This is a genomic window from Virgisporangium ochraceum (assembly GCF_016863655.1).
Classification (GTDB): Bacteria; Actinomycetota; Actinomycetes; order Mycobacteriales; family Micromonosporaceae; genus Virgisporangium; species Virgisporangium ochraceum.
Genome location: NZ_BOPH01000155.1, coordinates 24,382 through 41,676, shown reverse-complemented (window position 1 = coordinate 41,676; position 17,295 = coordinate 24,382). Strand labels below are relative to the sequence as shown.

General features: G+C 72.8%; 20 protein-coding genes and 1 pseudogene. 8 read left to right on the top strand and 13 right to left on the bottom strand.

What is annotated here, in order from left to right:
* Positions 1-335: 335 nt before the first annotated feature.
* A complete protein-coding gene (locus Voc01_RS51550) occupies positions 336-1,334 on the top strand; it encodes a hypothetical protein (RefSeq protein ID WP_203935137.1) in 999 nt (332 codons plus the stop codon).
* Positions 1,334-2,128 (top strand): hypothetical protein, encoded by a 795-nt coding sequence (locus Voc01_RS51545; protein ID WP_203935136.1) that lies wholly within the window; start codon positions 1,334-1,336, stop codon positions 2,126-2,128. Before Voc01_RS51550 ends, Voc01_RS51545 begins: the two co-directional genes overlap by 1 nt.
* Positions 2,129-2,138: 10 nt before the next feature.
* On the opposite strand, the gene Voc01_RS51540 is transcribed toward Voc01_RS51545, so the two are convergent.
* Positions 2,139-2,879, bottom strand: coding sequence for a hypothetical protein (locus tag Voc01_RS51540; RefSeq protein WP_203935135.1), 741 nt, complete (start codon positions 2,877-2,879; stop codon positions 2,139-2,141).
* A gap of 55 nt (positions 2,880-2,934) precedes the next feature.
* Between Voc01_RS51540 and Voc01_RS51535 the strand changes: the two genes are divergently transcribed.
* Positions 2,935-3,309: a VOC family protein gene (locus tag Voc01_RS51535; protein WP_203935134.1), complete on the top strand. Its 375-nt coding sequence runs from the start codon at positions 2,935-2,937 to the stop codon at positions 3,307-3,309.
* Between the two features lie 10 nt (positions 3,310-3,319).
* Complete coding sequence (locus Voc01_RS51530) at positions 3,320-3,721, top strand: PPC domain-containing DNA-binding protein (protein ID WP_203935133.1); 402 nt, start codon at positions 3,320-3,322, stop codon at positions 3,719-3,721.
* Here the strand turns inward: Voc01_RS51530 and Voc01_RS51525 are convergent.
* The 6 genes from Voc01_RS51525 to Voc01_RS51500 all read right to left on the bottom strand — a co-directional run bounded on the left by Voc01_RS51525 (position 3,667) and on the right by Voc01_RS51500 (position 10,960).
* On the bottom strand, positions 3,667-3,981 hold the full coding sequence (locus Voc01_RS51525; RefSeq protein ID WP_239161096.1) for a S26 family signal peptidase: 315 nt from the start codon (positions 3,979-3,981) through the stop codon (positions 3,667-3,669). The genes Voc01_RS51530 and Voc01_RS51525 overlap by 55 nt on opposite strands.
* A complete protein-coding gene (locus Voc01_RS51520) occupies positions 3,978-5,759 on the bottom strand; it encodes an ABC transporter ATP-binding protein (RefSeq protein WP_203935132.1) in 1,782 nt (593 codons plus the stop codon). Before Voc01_RS51520 ends, Voc01_RS51525 begins: the two co-directional genes overlap by 4 nt.
* A 3-nt stretch (positions 5,760-5,762) precedes the next feature.
* Entirely contained in the window at positions 5,763-6,230 is a 468-nt protein-coding gene (locus tag Voc01_RS51515) for a TlpA family protein disulfide reductase (protein ID WP_203935131.1), read from the bottom strand.
* A 65-nt stretch (positions 6,231-6,295) separates the two neighbouring features.
* Complete coding sequence (locus Voc01_RS51510) at positions 6,296-6,463, bottom strand: hypothetical protein (RefSeq protein ID WP_203935130.1); 168 nt, start codon at positions 6,461-6,463, stop codon at positions 6,296-6,298.
* A gap of 62 nt (positions 6,464-6,525) precedes the next feature.
* The gene (locus tag Voc01_RS51505) at positions 6,526-9,705 is read right to left on the bottom strand and encodes an AfsR/SARP family transcriptional regulator (protein WP_203935129.1); all 3,180 of its coding nucleotides are present in this window, start codon (positions 9,703-9,705) and stop codon (positions 6,526-6,528) included.
* 607 nt (positions 9,706-10,312) lie between these two features.
* Positions 10,313-10,960, bottom strand: coding sequence for an alpha/beta fold hydrolase (locus Voc01_RS51500; protein ID WP_203935128.1), 648 nt, complete (start codon positions 10,958-10,960; stop codon positions 10,313-10,315).
* A 79-nt stretch (positions 10,961-11,039) separates the two neighbouring features.
* Between Voc01_RS51500 and Voc01_RS51495 the strand changes: the two genes are divergently transcribed.
* Entirely contained in the window at positions 11,040-11,456 is a 417-nt protein-coding gene (locus Voc01_RS51495; RefSeq protein ID WP_203935127.1) for an organic hydroperoxide resistance protein, read from the top strand.
* Positions 11,457-11,459: 3 nt separating this feature from the next.
* On the opposite strand, the gene Voc01_RS51490 is transcribed toward Voc01_RS51495, so the two are convergent.
* Genes Voc01_RS51490 through Voc01_RS51480 form a run of 3 tightly spaced genes read right to left on the bottom strand, consistent with a single transcriptional unit; the run spans position 11,460 to position 12,990 of the window.
* Positions 11,460-12,116, bottom strand: coding sequence for a winged helix-turn-helix transcriptional regulator (locus Voc01_RS51490; protein ID WP_203935126.1), 657 nt, complete (start codon positions 12,114-12,116; stop codon positions 11,460-11,462).
* A gap of 31 nt (positions 12,117-12,147) precedes the next feature.
* Positions 12,148-12,606 carry an SAM-dependent methyltransferase gene (locus Voc01_RS51485; RefSeq protein WP_203935125.1) on the bottom strand — a complete coding sequence of 153 codons (459 nt, stop codon included), beginning with the start codon at positions 12,604-12,606 and terminating at the stop codon, positions 12,148-12,150.
* Between the two features lie 6 nt (positions 12,607-12,612).
* Positions 12,613-12,990 (bottom strand): DUF4267 domain-containing protein, encoded by a 378-nt coding sequence (locus Voc01_RS51480; RefSeq protein ID WP_203935124.1) that lies wholly within the window; start codon positions 12,988-12,990, stop codon positions 12,613-12,615.
* Positions 12,991-13,084: 94 nt separating this feature from the next.
* Between Voc01_RS51480 and Voc01_RS51475 the strand changes: the two genes are divergently transcribed.
* Positions 13,085-13,654 carry a TetR/AcrR family transcriptional regulator gene (locus Voc01_RS51475; protein WP_203935123.1) on the top strand — a complete coding sequence of 190 codons (570 nt, stop codon included), beginning with the start codon at positions 13,085-13,087 and terminating at the stop codon, positions 13,652-13,654.
* A gap of 13 nt (positions 13,655-13,667) precedes the next feature.
* Here the strand turns inward: Voc01_RS51475 and Voc01_RS51470 are convergent, their stop codons facing one another.
* Together Voc01_RS51470 and Voc01_RS51465 are read right to left on the bottom strand one after the other, a co-directional pair.
* Entirely contained in the window at positions 13,668-13,958 is a 291-nt protein-coding gene (locus tag Voc01_RS51470) for a LuxR C-terminal-related transcriptional regulator (protein WP_203935122.1), read from the bottom strand.
* A 523-nt stretch (positions 13,959-14,481) separates the two neighbouring features.
* Positions 14,482-14,976 (bottom strand): hypothetical protein, encoded by a 495-nt coding sequence (locus Voc01_RS51465; protein WP_203935121.1) that lies wholly within the window; start codon positions 14,974-14,976, stop codon positions 14,482-14,484.
* A 381-nt stretch (positions 14,977-15,357) separates the two neighbouring features.
* Here Voc01_RS51465 and Voc01_RS53875 point away from each other — a divergent pair.
* Positions 15,358-15,603, top strand: a pseudogene (locus Voc01_RS53875) (IS3 family transposase); the annotation flags it as partial.
* Positions 15,604-15,768: 165 nt separating this feature from the next.
* On the top strand, positions 15,769-16,065 hold the full coding sequence (locus Voc01_RS51460) for a hypothetical protein (RefSeq protein ID WP_203935120.1): 297 nt from the start codon (positions 15,769-15,771) through the stop codon (positions 16,063-16,065).
* On the opposite strand, the gene Voc01_RS51455 is transcribed toward Voc01_RS51460, so the two are convergent.
* A complete protein-coding gene (locus Voc01_RS51455) occupies positions 15,989-17,281 on the bottom strand; it encodes an alpha/beta fold hydrolase (protein ID WP_203935119.1) in 1,293 nt (430 codons plus the stop codon). The two genes, Voc01_RS51460 and Voc01_RS51455, sit on opposite strands and share 77 nt — an antisense overlap.
* Between the last annotated feature and the right edge of the window lie 14 nt (positions 17,282-17,295).

Genomic DNA, 17,295 nt, shown 5'->3' with positions numbered 1-17,295 from the left:
CCCCTCATCGGCCAGCAACTGCGCCACCTCCGGCGCATCGGACGCCAACGCCACCGTCGGCTCACCCACGAGCCCGACCCGCTGCAACGGCTTACGCGCCCCCACCCGGCTGAGCGCCTTCACGACCATCCCACGCTTCATCGCAACCTCGCTGGTGAGCTGTCACTCCGCGGCCCGTGCCCCCTGACCGTAACCGAGCCGACAGGCGCCGCCCGTCACCAGTTCCGCCACGGACCGGTTAACCCTCCGGTTGGCACCGAATCCGCCGCCGCTCCGCACCACCTCGAGAGGGACCAGTGCACATCCGCAGGGTTGGGAGACGGAGGCCGGGCCGGATGGCGGTCGTCGGCCTCGGGCTGGTCGCCGTGATGGCGACCGCGACAGGCTGCTCCGACGGCGACACCGGGCCGCTGCCCCAACCGGGCGCGAACCCGTTGACGACCCCGGTGTCGCCCGTTCCGGCGTCGGCCCTGCCCGCGTCGGCGGCAAGCGCCGATCCGGCCGGCCCGGTCGATCCGGGCGGCGCGGCTGATCCGGCCGACCCGGCCGGCGCACCCGCAGACAGGGGCTCCCGGGATCCGGTCGGCGCCGGGCACCCGCCCTCGGCCTCGATCTCCGCGAGCGGGACGGGTGCGCGCCAGTCGGGCCGGCGCCGGCGACCGGACTTCATCGACGGGTTCTTCGGCAGCAACAACGGCAACGCCTGCGACCCGTACCGGGCCGGTACCACCGGAATCACGGTGCGACTCAAGCGCCTCGACGACACGATGCTGTGCTTCGACGACTTCCGCCTCGACCGCGCGGTCGTCGTCACGCTGACCTCCCCCACCGGAGCCGTCCGGCAGTTCCCGGCCGACAAGGACGACGACAACGGATGGTTCTGGCGCGTGGCGGCGGACGTGAGCGACACGCTCTTCCCGGATCCGGGACGCTACACCTTTGCCGCGACGGGCACCGTCGGGTCGACGCGGAAGACGACGTCGGGTTCGGTCGTCGTCGCGCCGGCCCGGCGCCCAGGGGCGATCCTGAAGGGCGACATCGCCGGACGGTTCGCGGTCCGCGGGGGAAGGATCATCGTGGACGTGGCGGGGTTCGCCGCCGGAACGACCGTGTATCTCACGGTGTACGGTCCGGGGGCAAGACGACACGGCTACACGGCCCTGGTGGACCTCCCGGAGCTGGTGACGAACGAGCGGGGTGAGGGATCCGCGCGGTGGACGCTGCCGGCCGGAGCCAGGCCGGGGCCCTACGGCATCTGGGTCGACCCCCTGTCGACCACCGACCCCGGATGCCGCTTCGATGGCGGCCTCTGTCTCCTCTTCGAGACCGAGTAGTGGCGCCGCCCCGGCCGGTCGACGCGCTCGTGCGGATCAGCCTGCTGCCCGTCCGGCGCCTGCGCCTCGGTCCACCCGCGACCCGGCTCGCGCGCCGCGACGCGCGACCCCGCACGCCCGCGGCCGCGTCGGCGCCCCTCGACTGGGCGGTCCAGTACGCGGTGCCCCTGCTCGGTGTGGCGGGCGCGGCCCTGTACGGGGTGCTCCGCCTCGCCTACGTGTTCTTCTACCTCCAGCTCCGCGCGACACCGGAGGAGGTCGGCTACGGATACCTGGAGGTGCTGTCCAGCCAGCTCATCGGTGCCATCGAGCTCGTGCTGCTCGTGACGGCCGTCCTCTTCCTGGCGGGCATCGCGGTCCACGGCGCCCGGCGGGCGCTCGGGAGGGTGTCACGCGGCCGGGCGGCACCGCGCCCGCTGCGCCCCGTGCTCGTGCGGATCGCGGTCCGGGCGGCCGCGACCGCGGTCGCCGTCGTCCTCGCCGGCCTTCCCGCCCTCGCGTGGCACCAGGGCGCGAAGGCTAAGAGCGGCCTGACCGTCCGCAACGTGTACGTGCTCCACACGGTCCGGTTGCCGGTGCTGGCGGTTCAGGCGGTCCCGGCGTCGGTGGCATGGGTCAGCGAGACGCCGCCCGGGCTCCTCGACATCAGCGCGCGGCGCTGTCTCCTGTACCTCGGGCAGGCCGCCGGAACGGCCGTGTTCTACGACGTGAGCAGCCGGGAGAGCATCCGGGTACCGACCTCCCTCGTCGTGGTCTCCCTCCACAACGCCGACGGTGTTCCCTTCGACTGCTGACCACCGACCGTCAGCCGAGTCCGATGCGTTGCAGGGCGAGGGCGATGTACCGGCGGGGTGCGCGCCGGTCCCAGCCCCACGGGAAAGGCGGCAGTTCCTCGTGTTCCCTGGCCTCGACGAGAACGGTCAGGGCGTCGTCCGGCACGCCCCGGCCGACGCGGTACGCGAGGGCGACCGCGGCCGTGAGCCGGACCGGGAACGAGCCGTGGTGGAGCAGTTCCGCCGCCCGGGACGCCACCTCCGGGTCGCGGTCGGACAGCCAGCGGCGGTAGGCGTCGGCGTGGGTGGCGGCCGCCCGGTAGGCGTCGGCGTCCCACTTCTCAGCGCACGCGTCGGCGAGGTCGACCCAGTCGTCGGTCAGTTCCTCCTCTTCCTCCTCGCGGCGGTACACCCGCTCGATGACCAGGGCCTCCTGCTCGCCGGTCACCGTCGGGCCGTCGAAGGCGGCGTCCGGGTCGAACGGCAGGTCGCCGTCGTCGCGGGGGCCGATGCCCACGTCGCGCAGCAACGCGGTCAACGCACCGCGGTCGGCGGTGGTGGGGTCGTCGACCAGCCGCACGAGGAACGGCACCACGTGGGCGCTCACCTGCCAGCGGGTCCCCTGATGGACCACGGCGTCGGACAGTCCGACGAGGGCCGTGCGGCGCGCGTCGCGGTCCGTCGAGCGCAGCGCTTCGAGGTGATGCGGCACGTCGGCCGCCGACCCGTACGTGCCGTGCAACGCGGCCCAGTCGACGTCGTCGAGTTCCACGCACGGATTATCGACCCACGCTACGGTGGACGGTCACACCCGGAGGGGGGCGGACATGGCGGTAGGGATCTTCGCGGGCATCCCGGTACGCGAATACGGGACCGCGCTGGAGTGGTACAAGCGGCTGTTCGGTGCCGAGCCGTCGTTCTATCCGAACGACATCGAGGCGGTGTGGCAGCTCGCCGAGAACCGGTACGTGTACATCATCCAGGATCCGGCCCGGGCCGGCGGTGCCGTCAGCATGGTCTGGGTCGACGACCCGGTCGGCGAGGTGGCGGGGATCGCCGCGCGCGGCCTGGAGCCGGTCGACATCGAGAAGCACGACTCCGTCTGGAAGTACGTCTTCCACGACAACGACGGCAACGAGCTCGGGATCGGCGGCGACGTCTCGGGATCCGACGATGACCGGACTGTGAACGCGCCCGGTTAACGTCCGCGGCATGCGGACCATACCGATGCGCCTCGAACCCGGAACCGACCTGTACAAGGCCCTGCACGCGGCCGTCCGGCGGGAGGGCCTCACCGCGGCGTGGGTGATGACCTGCGTCGGCAGCCTGTCGCGGGTCACGGTGCGGCTCGACGGGATCCGCGTCGAGGAGGACGCGTTCGAGATCGTCTCGGCGGCCGGCACGCTCGGCCCCGACCGGATCCACGTCCACCTGTCGGTGGCCGACCCGAAGGGGACGATGATCGGCGGCCATCTGGTGACCGGCTGCGTCGTGGCCGCTGAGGGCACCGTGGAGCTCGTGCTCGGCGCCGACGACGCGTGGCGGTTCGGACGCGAACGTCACCCGGACACGGGCTTCGACGAGCTGGCCATCAGCCGGACGACGACGCCGTAGACCCACGCCGCGGGCACGCAGCCGAACTCGCGCGAGTCGATGCTCGCGTCGGCATTGTCGCCCAGGACGTGGTACGTGCCGGGTGGCACGCCCGCGTCACCCGGCAATCCCGTGACGCGCTTGAGGATCCAGCCAGCCGGCATCGCGATGAGGGTGATGTCGCCGCGCCGGACCCTGCGGGTGCGGCGGACCAGCACCCGGTCGCCGTCGCGCAGCGTCGGCGCCATGCTGGAACCGTCGACGACGGCGATGCGGATCACGGCACCGGCTCCCGGTACCCGTCGGCCTGGCGGGCGAACAGCCGCGCGTAGGTGCCGTCGGCCCGTAGCAGCGCGGCGTGGTCGCCCTCCTCGACCACCGTGCCGCCGTCGAGCACGACGATGCGGTCGGCGTCGCGGAGCGCGGAGAGCCGGTGCGAGACCAGCACGCTGGTGCGACCGGCGCGGTGCGCGCGCAGCATCCGGTGGACCTCGTACTCCGCGTCGGCGTCGAGCCCGGCGTTGGGTTCGTCGCAGATGAGCAGGTCGGCATCGGCGCGTACGACGGCGCGGGCGAGCGCGACGCGTTGCCACTGGCCACCGGACAGGACCACGCCGGTCGCGTCGTTCTCGCCCAGGAACAGGCGGGTGAGCTGGGTGTCGTATCCGTGCGGGAGGCCGGCCAGCGTCCCGTGCGCGCCGGCCAGCCGGGCGGCGGCCACGATACGTCCGGGGTCGTTGACGGCGTCGGCGTCGCCGAGACCGATGTTGTCGGACGCGGACAGCTCGTAGCAGGCGAAGTCCTGGAACACCGCGCCGATGCGTCGGCGCAGCGACCGCGGGTCGAGGTCGCGCAGGTCGACGCCGTCCCACCGGATGGAGCCGCGGGTCGGGTCGTAGAACCGGCACAGCAGTTTGACCACAGTGGACTTACCGGCGCCGTTCAGACCGACCAGCGCCATCGACGTTCCACAGGGGACGGTCAGGGTCACACCCCGCAGCACCCACGGGTGCTCAGGCGAGTACCGGAACCACACGTCACGAAGCTCGATACCGCGTGACAGCGGCGGCGCCGCGACGGCGGACCCCGCGACAGGCAGGTCGGTGCCGGCGGTCACCACGTCGCGGTGGTGGCCGAACAGCAGGAGGTGCTGGTGGGTGGTGGCCGTCTGCGTGACCAGGCCGGTCAGCGCGCCCTGCACACCGGCGACGGCGCCGACGAACATCGACACGTCGCCGACCGTGAGCCGGCCCGCCCGCGCCGCGACGACGGCCCACACGAGCCCGCCAGCGGCCACGCCCGCGCTCAGCAGCACCAGCAGCGCCTGGGTACGCAGCTCGTGCCGGTCGACCCGGCGCAGCGCGGCGTCGGCGGTGCGCCGGTCGGCGAGCATCCGTTGCCGCAGCAGCGACCCGGTGCCGAACACCCGCAGCTCCTTGACCGCCTCCACCGAGGACAGCAGCGTGAGGTAGAAGAACTCGCGCCGCTCGACCGGGCCGATGTCCCACATCGCCGCCGCCCGCCGGCGGGCGACCACCAGCTGCGCGGCGAACGCGGGTGCCGCGGCGACCACGACGATCCCGGCCATCAGCGGGCTCAGCACCAGCAGCGAGCCGAGGAACCCGACGAGGGCCAGGCAGGCGCCCAGCACGCCGACGGCGCCGTCGAGCACGCCGTTGGGGCTCGACACGCCGGCCCGCTGGGCCAGCCGCAGCCGGTCCACGAACGCCGGTTCCTCGAACCGGCCGAGGCCGACGAACCGGCCGACCGCGGACATCAGCTCGTCGCGGCTGCGCACCCCGACCCGACGCCCGAGCTCGGCCCGCACGTACCGGACCGCGTGCGGCGTCACCGCGGCCACCAGCCCGACGGCGCCTAGCCCGACGGCGTACCACCCCAACGGGCCGGCACCGCCCACGAGGCCGTCGATGACGAGCTTCGTCAGCCACGTCGCGACGACGGGACCGGCGGCGCCGAGCAGGTTCAGGACCACCAGACCCGTGACGCCCCACCGCGACGCGCGCCACGCCAACGCCACGGCGGCCAGCGCGGTGCGCACCGGTCAGACCGCCACGAGGTGCGGGATCGCGGCGAGGTCGGTGCCGCTGGCCTCGATCCGGCCGCCGTCACCGACGAGCGCGAACGCGGGGAACCCCCGGACGCCGAACGCGGTGGACAGTTCCCCACCCGGCGGTTCGACCACTGTGGACACCGCGTCACCGAGCGCGGCGACCATGTCGTCGGCGCTCATGTCGTCGGCGCTCCCGCCGTCGCCGACGACGACCGCGACCGTGCGACCCGCCGGCGCCCGACGCGCCCGCGCGACGAACTCCGGAAGGCGCTCGTGGCACGGCCCGCATCCGGGTGAGAAGAACCCGACCAGGGTCGGCGGGTCGAAGGCCGGGTCGACCCGCGAGCCCGGCGGCAGCACGACCGCCGGTGGCTCCACCCGGATCCGGCGGGCCAGGCCGAGCGTGAGCAGAAGGTTGAGCAGACACAGCAACGTCAGCATCGTGATGGCGACGATCATCGAGGTTCCTTCCTGTGTGCCGCCGGGCCGGGCGCGACACCGCCCGGCCCGGCAGGAGCCGACCGTCAGAAGCAGGTGTCGCACCACAGCCCGCTGCCGGGCGACTTGCAGCACTCGCGGACGGAACCGTCCGGGCACGTGCCCACGGCCCAACAGCCGCACGCCGACGCCCGGACCCGGGGCACGACCATGCCCAGGAGCCGGTCGCCGAGCGTTTCCAGCATCTTCACCATCGAGGAACACCACCTTTCGTGACTCGTTTCGGCATCTGCCGGAGCACGCTAGGTGGAGGCGTTCAGAGTCGGGTCACGGTTTCCTCATCGGCGCCGACAGCGCGGGCGAGGACCCGCCGGGCGGTCGCCTCGTCGCGCCGGTACCCGGTGTCCCGTTGGATCGCCAGGGCGCTGCGCACCTGCTCGGCCGCCGCCGCCGGGTCGTCGGCCAGGCGGGCTTCGGCGAGGGCCAGCCGGGCGTCGCACTCCAGCAACCGGAACCCGTGCCGGACGGTCACGGCCAACGCCTCCCGCGCGAGGTCGATCGCGGCGCGGACCCGGTCGCGGGCCAGGCTCCCCCGCGACAGCCCGATCAGGGCCTCGGCCTGACCGTGGTGGAAGGCGGCACCGACCGCGAGCGACCGGGCGTGCCCGTACCCGGCGGACGACACGTCGGCCCGGCCGCTCCGCCCGTGGATGCCGGCCCGGGCGTTGCGGACGTTCACCTCGATCCGACGGTCGCCGATCTCCGTGGCGACCGTCAGCGCCTCCTCGGCGCACTTCGCGGCCAGGTCGAGGCGACCGGCGTCGGTGTGCACCCGGGCGAGGTAGTCCAGCGAGTTGGCGACGCCGGCGCGGTTGCCGACCGCCCGGTGCAGCGCCAGACCGGCGGTGAGGTGCTCGAGCGCCTCGTCGAGGCGGCCCATCCGCCACACCGCGCCGCCCAGGTTGCTGAGGTCGGCGGCCGCACCGGACCGCGACTTCCGACGCCGGTCGTCGGCCAGCGACCGGCGGTAGGCCGCGGCGGCCTCCGCCAGCCGGCCCGCCCTGCCGTGCACCGCGCCCAGGTTGCTCAGCGCGGCGAGCGCGCCGCTGACGAGCCCGCACCCGTCGTAGAGCGCCTGTGCGGCGCAGAAGTGCGCGGCGGCCCGGTCGAGCTGGCCGAGGTTGTCGTAGGCGAGGCCGAGGTTGTTGTGCGCGGCGGCCTCACCGGCCTTCCAACCGGCCGCGCGGGCGAGTTCCAGCGCCGGTCGCAGGTAGGTGACCGCCTCCCGGTACCGGCTCGACGCGATGTGGACGCCGCCGAGGTGCCGGTGTGCCGATGCCCGCGCCGACGTGTCACCGAACCGCTCCGCGGCGGCGAACGCGGCCTCGGCGACCATCGTCCAGTCGGCGCCGTAGCGGCGTAGGAACAGGTAGCCGCCCATGGCGTCGGCCAGCAGCCAGGCCAACTCACGCCCGGCCGCGGCCGCCTCGACGACGGTGGCGACGAGGGTGGGCCGTTCGGTGTCCAGCCACGCGCCGGCCGCACAGTCGTCGTCGAAGGCCCGTGCCGTCTCGACGGGTGCCGTGACAAGCCGCGGCGAGGACGGGTACAGCACATCGGCGGCGGCACCGGCGGCACCGAGGTAGAAGGCGTCCAGCCGGTCGACCGCCGCGGCGGTGCCGGCGCTCCCGGCGGCCCTCGCCCGCTCTCCGGCGTACAGCCGCAGGAGGTCGTGCATTCCGTACCGGCCGGTGGAGCGCCGCTCGACCAGGTTCGCGCCGGCGAGCCGCTCCAGGGTCCGGGCGGCCTCGGCCGGCTCGACGTCGGCCAGCGCGGCCGCGGCCGGCACACCGATGTGTGGGCCCGCCGCGACGCCCAGCAGCCCGAACATGCGCCGGCCCGCCGGTTCCAGCGCGGCGTAGGACAGGTCGAACGCCGCGCGCACGGCCGCCTGGTCGTCGGCGTCGATGGTGAGGGAGTCCAGGCGGTCGGTGTCGCGCAGCCGCGCGATCTGGTCGACCACACCGTGACCGGCACACGCGCTCACGTTCGCCGCGGCGATCCGGATCGCGAGCGGCAGGTAGGCGCACAGGCGGGCCAGGTCGCCGTACCCGTCCGGCTCCTCCGCCCCGACGATCCGGCTGAGCAGGTCGACGGCGTCCCCGGCGGTGAGCACGTCCAGGGCCAGCCGGCGCGCGCCGTCCCGGGCGACGAGACCACCGAGCCCGCGCCGGCTGGTGACGACCACCCGGCAGCCCGGCCCGCCCGGCAGCAGCGGCCGCACCTGGTCGGCGTCGGCCGCGTTGTCGAGCACGACGAGCACCCGCCGGTCGGCGAGCAGGCTGCGGTACAGGGCACTGGCCTCGGTCAGTCCCACGGGAATCTGCCTGCCGGCGACTCCGAGCGCCGACAGGAACTCGCCCAGCACCCGCAGCGGCGCCGCGGGCGGGTCGGTCGAGAACCCGGCGAGATCGGCGAATAGCTGCCCGTCCGGGAACTGCCGGCGCACGCGGTGCGCCCATCGCACGGCCAACGTCGTCTTTCCCACCCCGGCCATCCCGGCGACGACCATCGTCGACGGTCCCGGGTGCTCCGGCAGCAACCCGTCGAGCGCGGCGAGCTCGTGTTCGCGTCCCGTGAAATCTCCGACGGTTGCGGGCAACTGCGCGGGGACCGCGTGCGCGCCGGGCTGTGCGGTCGCGTCGGCCGGCTCCGGGGCGACGTCCCGGTCCGGCACCAGCAGACCCGGGTCGCCGCGCAGGATCGCGACCTCCATCCGTTGCAGCGCCTCGCCGGGATCGAGTCCGAACTCGTCGGCGAGCCGCTGCCGCGCGTCCCGGTAGGTCTGGAGAGCGGCGCCCGCCTGTCCGCTGCGGTACAGGGCGAGCATCAGCTGGAGGACGAGCCGCTCGCGGTCCGGATGGGCCCGCACCGCGGTCGTCAGCTCGACCAGCACCTGTGCGTGACACCCGAGCCGCAGCCGCGCGTCGACCCTGTCCTCGACGGCGCTCAGCCGGGCCTCCTCCAACCCGAGCGAGAGCCGCAACCGGGTCTGCTCCGGTGCGATCCCGGACAGCGCCGGCCCCGTCCACAACGCCAACGCCTCGTCGAGCACGGCGACCTTCGCCGCATCGTCGTCGGTGTCCGCGGCCCGGTCGAGCAGGACCTGGAAACGACCGACGTCGATGCGGTCCGGATCGGCCCGGAGCACGTACCCACCGCCCCGGGTGTCGATGGTCAACTCGTCCCCGCCGTCGGCCGACAGCGCCGACCGCAGCCCGCTGACGCACACGCGGATCGCGTGCGTGGCGGTGCGCGGCGGCCCGTCCGGCCAGGCGAGGTCGACCAACCGCTCGACCGGCACCAGGCGGTTCACCTCCAGCGCCAGGACCGCGAGAACGAGCCGTCGCCGTCGAGGTCCCAGGTCGATGGGACCGGCAGCGCGGTCCACCCGCACCGGTCCCAGCAGACGGATCTCCGCACCCGCACGGCGCATCCCCGACGCACCTAACCCCAGATGAGGCAACAATGACCCGGCTGTGACCGCACGGGCCAACGATAGGTGCTGATCAACGCCGCCCGGGTGCCGAAGTCGCCACCGCGACACGACCCGCGAGACGTTAGCCTCAGGCGGGACCCGATCGTGGAAGGGCTGGCGCGTGGTGTTGTGGGCCGCGTTCATACCTGTCCGGTCGGTGGAGGCGCCGGAAACCCCGGCGGACTGGGTGGCCGGTACCGGAACGGTCGAAGGCTGGTCGGTGTTCGTTGCGAGATCCACCGGTCCTTCGAGCCGGACGGATCCCTGCACCACCAGCTCCCGGCCACGATCACGGTCACGGTCGAGAAGTACCTCCTCGGCGACAGCGGTCTGCACGCGGTCCGCGACCTCGTGCGAAGCGCCGCCACCACACTCGACGCCGTCACCGGCCACCTCCACGGCTCGGGAGGCTCCGGCTCCGGCCGCTTCGTCCATTCACCGTTCGAGCAGCGTCGCCGAGCCGAGTGGAACGGCGATCCGCCCGGCTCGACCCGCTGGCCGCTATCACTCCCACCCGCTGGCAGCCGCCCCGGGAGGGTTCGCGGGCCGGCTGACCGCGCCCGCGTCAACGGGTGGACAACAGCAGCGTGGCGAGCTCGCCCGGGTGGGTGAGCATCACGTCGTGCGGGCCGTCGACCGCCACGGTCGGATAGCCGCTCGCCAGCTCCCGGAACGGCATCTGTTCCTGGGCGGTGACGACGGCCAGCGCCGGGATCGCGTCGACCGCGCCGGTGAGGGAAGCCGGGTCCAGGAAGCTCTTCAACGGATGGGGTCGCAGGCGCTGTTCCAGCCACGCCACGTCGGTCGGGTCGGTGACGCCGAACGCGCCGGCGCCCGGTGACGGAACGAGCCCGCGGTCGGCCATGCTCTCGACGGCCGGCCTGAACCAGGGTGGGGCGAGGTCGGCGAGGCCGGCGCCGTGCGGGCCGATCCAGCCGTCGACGAACACCAGCCGGCCCACGCGTTCCGGACGTCGGTCGGCCGCCTGCCGCACCACCATTCCGGCGTAGCTGTGGCCGACGAGCACCAGGTCGCCCGGTAGGGCATCGATCGCGGTGACCACCTCCCGCGCGTGGTCCGCCAGTCCCACCTCCGACCCGACGGTCAGGTCGGGCGCCGCGGTTCGGGCGCCGGCGGCTTCCAGCAACGGCCTCAGCCGGTCCCAGGCCCACGCGCCGTGCCAGGCGCCGTGGACGAGCAGAAAAGTGTCCACCGGTCTCTCCCCTCTTGCTCTTTCACACCAGGAACTTATACCTTCAACTTCCTGTTTTTGAAGTAGCGAAGGAGGGGAAGTGGCTCTTTACACCGCAGAAGCCCGCGTGACCGGCGGCCGCACCGACGGGCACGGCCGTACACCGGGCGGCGAGCTGGACGTCCGCATCCGGATGCCCAAGGAGCTGGGCGGCGACGGCTCGGGCACCAACCCGGAGCAGTTGTTCGCCGTCGGTTACGCGGCCTGCTTCGAGGCCGCCCTCGACCTGGCGGCACCGGGCCGCACGCTCGACACGACGATCGACGCCCGGGTGTCGCTGCTCCCGGCCGACGGCGGCGCGCTGAAGCTGGGCGTCGAGCTGGACGTGTCCCTGCCCGGCACCGACGACGCGGCCGAGCTGGTCCGCGCCGCCCACCGGATCTGCCCGTACTCCCACGCGATCCGGGGCAACGTCGGTGTGGCGTTCACCGTCAACGGCGTGCCGTTGGCGGTCTGAGCCTCATCCCCGCGGCACGGGGAACATCGACCGCAGCCTGCGGGCGGCCTGCCGGTCGCCGGTGACGGTGGTTCCGCCCGCGCGGACCGCCTCCGCCGCGCTGAGCCGGCCGGCCGCCAGGTCGGCGAAGACGTCGCCAGTGGTCTCGACGACCACGTCGGGGTGCTGCGCCGGTCCGTGCACGGACTCGATCGTGCCGTGGTGCACCCGGACGTGGAAGACGTCGTCGTCGACGCGGAACTCGTAGACGGCGCTCACGTCGGCGGCCGCCGCGGGGTCGAATCTGGCCTGCATCCCCAGTACCGCCCAGCCGGGCCGGAACGTCTCGCCCTCGTCGCGCTCGCCGTAGGCCCAGCGCATCCCCCAGCCGGCCAGCGCCATCACGACCGGCTCCAGTTCGGCGCCGGCCTCGGTGAGGGCGTACGCCGCGGTGCGCGCCGGTGGCGGCAGGGTCACCGGGCCCACCACCCCCGCGTCCTGCAGAAAACGTAGCCGCGCGGCGAGCAGGCCCGTACCCATGCCGGGAAGGTTGGCCTGCAGGTCACCGAAGCGTTTGGGACCGGTGAGCAGCTCGCGCACCAACAGCAGCGTCCAGCGTTCCCCGACGACGTCGAGCGCCCTCGCGGTGGCGCAGTACTGGTGGTAGGAGCGGCGGTTCACACTTCAGAATCCTAGTGCCCACGCTTCACTCTCATGGCGCGAAGTACTCCGACATCATGCGGCTGACCCATTCCGGCTGGGTGACGCCGCGCGGCAGGAACTCGACCATCGCCGGCTTCAGGTCGACCACCGGCGTGCCCGAGACCGCGTCGAGGCCCACCACGGTCAGCTCGCGGCCGTCGACGGACACGATGGCGCAGGAGGTCACCCCGATGCGGTTCGGTCTGCGGGGACCGCGGCCGGCGAACACGCCCATGGGCGGGAGGTCGGCGCGGCCGCGGTAGGGGCCGGGTTCGCGGTGGTCGTCGGTCTCGGGGAAGCGGTCGAAGACGAACAGGACCTCCACGTGGGAGAAGCCCTCCAGACCCTGCAGACACGCGTCGCCGAAGCGCTCGTCGACCGTGATCGTGCTGCGGACGGCTCCCCAGTTGTCGGTGTTCCGCACGTCGGTCCGGTCATTGCGTACGACGCCGATGGGGGTGATCTCCATCGCCGGTCACCCGACCAGCAGCAGCGCGCCGACCGCGATCATCGCCGCGGCGGTGGCTCCGTGGACGCCGAACGCGGTCGCCCTGGAGCCGTTGCTGCGCAGCACGATCAGCGCGTCGCCGACGGGTATGACCGCGGCGGTCAGGATGAGCCAGCCGAGCAGGTCGGGTGGCCCCGCGACCAGCGCGACCAGGACGAGCAGCCCGGTCGCCAGGTCGCGCACGGCCTTGACCCGCAGCCAGGCCTGGAACGTGTGGTCGGCGACCGGCGTGCCGGGGATTCCGAAGCCGGCCGCGGCCGCCGGCGACCGGAAGACGTTCGCGGCCAGGAAGAGGCCGAACAGTCCGACCAGGCCGGCGAGCACGGTGGCGATGGTGGTGAGCATGGATTCCTCCGCGGCGATCGTTCTAGCGTTGCTCGATTCGCTAGCAACGCTAGATTATCAACGAAAGGAAGACTAGCGCTGCTAGGATCGGCGCATGTCCGCCGTCAGCGAACGTCGCGAACGCGAACGCGCACACCGTCACCAAATGATCATCACGGCCGCGCGCGAACTCGCGGAGGCCGAAGGCTGGGACGCCGTGACCACCCGCCGGCTGGCCGACCGGGTCGAGTACAGCCAGCCGGTCCTGTACAGCCACTTCCACGGCAAGGACGCCATCGTGAGCGCCGTCGCCCTGGACGGGTTCGCCGAGCTGGCCGCGCACCTGCGCGAAGCCCGGCAGGCGGCATCCGGACCGGCCCTGCGCGCCGTCTGCGTCGCGTACCTGGAGTTCGCGGCCCGGCGACCCGCCCTCTACCAGGCCATGTTCATCCTGCCGACCGACCTGAGGTTCGCCAGCGACGAGACGCCCGCCGTGATGCGGGCCGGTTTCGACGAGTTCGTCAGCTGCTTCCCACCGGACGACGACCGCCGCGACCTGCGCGCCGAGGTGGCGTGGAGCGCCCTGCACGGCATCGCCCTGCTGGCCGGGAGCGGCCGCATCCCCCCGGCCCGACAGGACGAACGCATCGACCTCCTGGTCACGGCGATGACGTCGACGCGGTAGGCGTGAGGCGCTGTCAGGCGGTACCCAGGACGCGGGAGAGCAGCGCCCGCCGGCTGCGCGTGCCGGTCTTGTCGAAGATGGATTTCAGGTGGTCCTGAACGGTGTTCCCGCTGAGGAACATCCGGGCCGCGACGGTGCGGGTGTCCGCACCGGTCGACAGGTGGTGCAGCAGTTCCCTCTCCCGGACGCCCAGCCCGCAGGCACGGGCGAACACGGCGGTCCGCTCGGTGGCCGTGCTCTCCTCGATGGTGACCGCGATCTGGGCGTCCGCGCCGGTCGGCGGACCGAGACGCGCGGCGCGCACCGTGAGCCAGCGCGCACCGCCGCAGGTCTCCAGTGACCAGGGCGGCGACGTCGTCGAGGACGGCCAACTCGCGCCGGTCGAACGCGCCGCCGAGGCGCCACAGGTCGAGGAACGCCCAGCAGCCGTACCGGTCCCGGAACACCACAGACGCGACATCGGTGACGCCGTGACCCCGCAGCAGGTCCCGCCAGACCCGGCTGTCCCCGGGCGCGTCCAGACATGCGGCCCCGGACAGGCCGGTCCACCGGTTGACCCGGGTGAGGTACTTGAGCCGGATGAGCCGTGGCAGCTCGGGCATGAGCGGCGGCGGCACGGAGCCAGTGGCGCCACCCCGACAGACGTCTCCGGATCGGTCAGCACCCACACGTACGCGTCGAACGGCCGCACGGCAGGCTCACCGTCCACACCTCACCCCCACGGCGGTCAACGCCGGGCCGGTGGCGACGCTGGCCGCGAGCCGGTATCAGCGGGTCTCGGCGTCCAGACGGGCGGTTCCCGTTCGACGTGGCCGTTCCATGCCTGCTCAGTCGCGCCGCAGCTTGGCTTCGATCTCCTTGAACTGGTATGCCACGTAGTCGCACGGGTCGTCTTTCGGGCCTTCGGACACCCACGTGATCCCGCCGGTGTCTGTGCCGATCCCGACGACCAGGGATCGCCCCCGGCCGATCGGTGCCACCATCGCACAGGTCCCCGTCTTGTTCTCGACGTCGATCGAGCCCTTGAACGCGACAGTGGTCTGCTTGGACTTCTGGCCGTCGACCGGAGGGAGCTTGAGGGCCGCGGCGACGGTGGCGGGCTCGCTGTCGCGGTACTCGACGGTGACGTGCGTGAGCGTGTCCTGCGCGGGCGGCGTCTTGCCAAACCTGCACCGGTTGGACTCGTTGACCTCGACCTGCAGCACGTACTTGTCCAGCTCCTCCTCGGTGAAGAAGTCGCATGGCCGGGAGGCGGCCGGATCGAAGGGGTCTTCCCCGCATCCGCCGAGCATCAGGACCATCGCCGCGATCACCGGGATCACGATTCCCACTCTCATGGCGGCCAGGCTAGCGTGGCCAACCACTCACGATGCGACATCTGTCCATGGCTGCTCCCGCCCGGACACGACAACCGGGTTCACCGGCGCGGTTCCGGCGAGCGCGGATGACGTTCACCGACCTGGTCGCGGACGGGGACGCTCACCTGCCGTGCTGCGCCGCTCCCTCACGCATCGCTTCACCGGGCCAGGTAGGCGATGACGTCGAGGACCCTGCGGCTGGGTGTCCCCTATCTGTCAGGCTGAGCTGAGACAGATGCTCTGAGCAGGGCGAGTACAGGAGGATCGACGTTGACGATGACTCGAGCCGACCGTAGGGCCGGCGTGACCGATGATGAACCGATGGGTCCTCGGGCGGAGCAGCCGAAGCGGCGGACGTTCACCGCCGAGTACAAGCTGGCGAGGTTGCCGAGTACGACGCGGCGACCGGGCCGGGTGCAAAGGGTGCGTTGCTGCGGCGGGAAGGGCTCTATTCGTCGCACATCATCGAGTGGCGGCGCGCCCGTGACGCCGGCGCGCTCGCGGGCGTGGCGGACAAGCCCATGCACCGGCCCGCAGCCAGACCGACCGGGACGCCGAGCGGTTGCTGGCGGAGAACGAGCGGTTGCGCGTAGAGCTGGCCCGGGCCAAGGCCGCGCTTGATGTTGTGGGAAAGGCACACGCGCTCTTGGGGCTGATCTCCGAGAGCGCTGACACCGATCCGCCGTCGAGCAGGTGATCGACGCCGCCTTCACTGATCTGGCGGCACCCGCCACGCCCGAACGTAGCGTCGAATACATGGCGACACTACGTATCGAGCACGCGATCACCGACTACGACACCTGGCTGCGGGCGTTCGACTCGTTCGGCGCCGCACGCGAGCGGGCCGGGGTCCGGCAACACCACATCCTGCGCCCCGTCGACGACGAGCGGTACGTCAGCATCGACCTCGACTTCGACTCCGTCCGCGCCGCCGAGGAGTTCGTCTCACCCTCAGCGACGGCGCCCACGGGAGCCCTCACCCCGCAGGGGTCTCGATCGCCTGCAGGATGGCGTACGCCACCTCGTCCACCGCCACCGTTCCGTGGGACGTGATGAACGGGTCGCCCTTGAGGTTGTGGACCCCGCCCGCGGTGAACGTGTACGCCTCACCCACCTGGTGCAGGCCGGTGCCGGGACCCACCACCTCGTCGGTCTTCTGGGCGCCGTTGCGGCCGAGCCCGCCGAACCGGTCGTTGGCGTCACCGAGGTTGCTGCCGGCCTGGCCGGCCAGCCGCGACGCGATCGCGTACGCGATGCCCACCGCGCGGTCCTTCTCGGTGTGGGTGACGATCACCGGGCCGGTCATCCGGCCCGGGTCGAGCACCGCCCGGAACGCGCCCGGCGCACCGCTGCTGTCGTACTTCGCCGAAAAACCGTAGTGGCTGAAGGCCGCCTGCAGCAGCGTCAACGAGTGGACCCGGTGGTGGCGGGCCGCCGCGGCCGACATGACCCGCGCCCCGAACGAGTGGCCCACGAGGTGCAGCGTCACCGGCTTCGCCGCGGCCAGCTCGCCCAGCAGCCCGGCGACGCCGGTGCGTCCGACGTCTCCGGACCGGTCGCGCATCGTGTAGTACGTCGTCAGGTTCAGCAGGTTGCGCGCGGCGCGCCGGAAGCCGCCGAAGCTGAACCCCGCCGCCCCACCGGCGCCGGCACCGACGCCGGCACCGCCGGGGACACCGGGCCCGAACGCCGCGGCGCCGCCGGTCTGCTCGGGCACCCGGGACAGTTCGAGGTCGGGACCGGAGGCCGCCGCGAACACGGTGTCGGTGTGACCGGAGCGCAGCGTCTCCGGCACCGGATCGTCGTCGGCGCCGTCGTCGTGCGTGGGCAGCATGCCGCGCAGGAGGGCGAGAAACTCGTCGCGGGCCGCGGCCGAGCCGTCCAACGCCGGCATCAGCTCCTCCAGCCGGGTGGCGGTGGCGGCGTCCTCGACCGACTCACCGACGCGCTCGGGCCGCCCGGCACCGACCGACGCGCCGCCGCCGGCGATGTCGTCGTCGTCGGCCCACCGGATCGACGGCCACAGCACACCGACGACCGCCAGACGGCGGTTGTCGGCCAGCACCGTGCCGCCGACGTCGTGGAGCCGGTCGGTGAGGTCGACGTAGAGCCGGCGGGCCCGGTCCATGTCGTTGTTCCAGCCGTGCGCGAGCACCAGCACGTCGGTGACGCCGGGCCTGCGCACCAGCGCGGTCGCGGCGTCGAGCTGCGCGCGGTCGTGCGCCGATCCGTCGGTCCTGAACTGAACGTCCGTGTAGTCGAACTTCATGGCTCGTCCTTCTG

Coding starts and splice junctions, on each gene's coding strand:
- Voc01_RS51530 (WP_203935133.1), top strand. CDS start 3,320: ATGCGGACCATACCGATGCGCCTCGAACCCGGAACCGACCTGTACAAG.
- Voc01_RS51505 (WP_203935129.1), bottom strand. CDS start 9,705: ATGCGCCGTGCGGGTGCGGAGATCCGTCTGCTGGGACCGGTGCGGGTG.
- Voc01_RS51455 (WP_203935119.1), bottom strand. CDS start 17,281: ATGAAGTTCGACTACACGGACGTTCAGTTCAGGACCGACGGATCGGCG.
- Voc01_RS51480 (WP_203935124.1), bottom strand. CDS start 12,990: ATGCTCACCACCATCGCCACCGTGCTCGCCGGCCTGGTCGGACTGTTC.
- Voc01_RS51510 (WP_203935130.1), bottom strand. CDS start 6,463: ATGGTGAAGATGCTGGAAACGCTCGGCGACCGGCTCCTGGGCATGGTC.
- Voc01_RS51550 (WP_203935137.1), top strand. CDS start 336: ATGGCGGTCGTCGGCCTCGGGCTGGTCGCCGTGATGGCGACCGCGACA.
- Voc01_RS51475 (WP_203935123.1), top strand. CDS start 13,085: ATGTCCGCCGTCAGCGAACGTCGCGAACGCGAACGCGCACACCGTCAC.
- Voc01_RS51535 (WP_203935134.1), top strand. CDS start 2,935: ATGGCGGTAGGGATCTTCGCGGGCATCCCGGTACGCGAATACGGGACC.
- Voc01_RS51460 (WP_203935120.1), top strand. CDS start 15,769: ATGGCGACACTACGTATCGAGCACGCGATCACCGACTACGACACCTGG.
- Voc01_RS51515 (WP_203935131.1), bottom strand. CDS start 6,230: ATGATCGTCGCCATCACGATGCTGACGTTGCTGTGTCTGCTCAACCTT.
- Voc01_RS51485 (WP_203935125.1), bottom strand. CDS start 12,606: ATGGAGATCACCCCCATCGGCGTCGTACGCAATGACCGGACCGACGTG.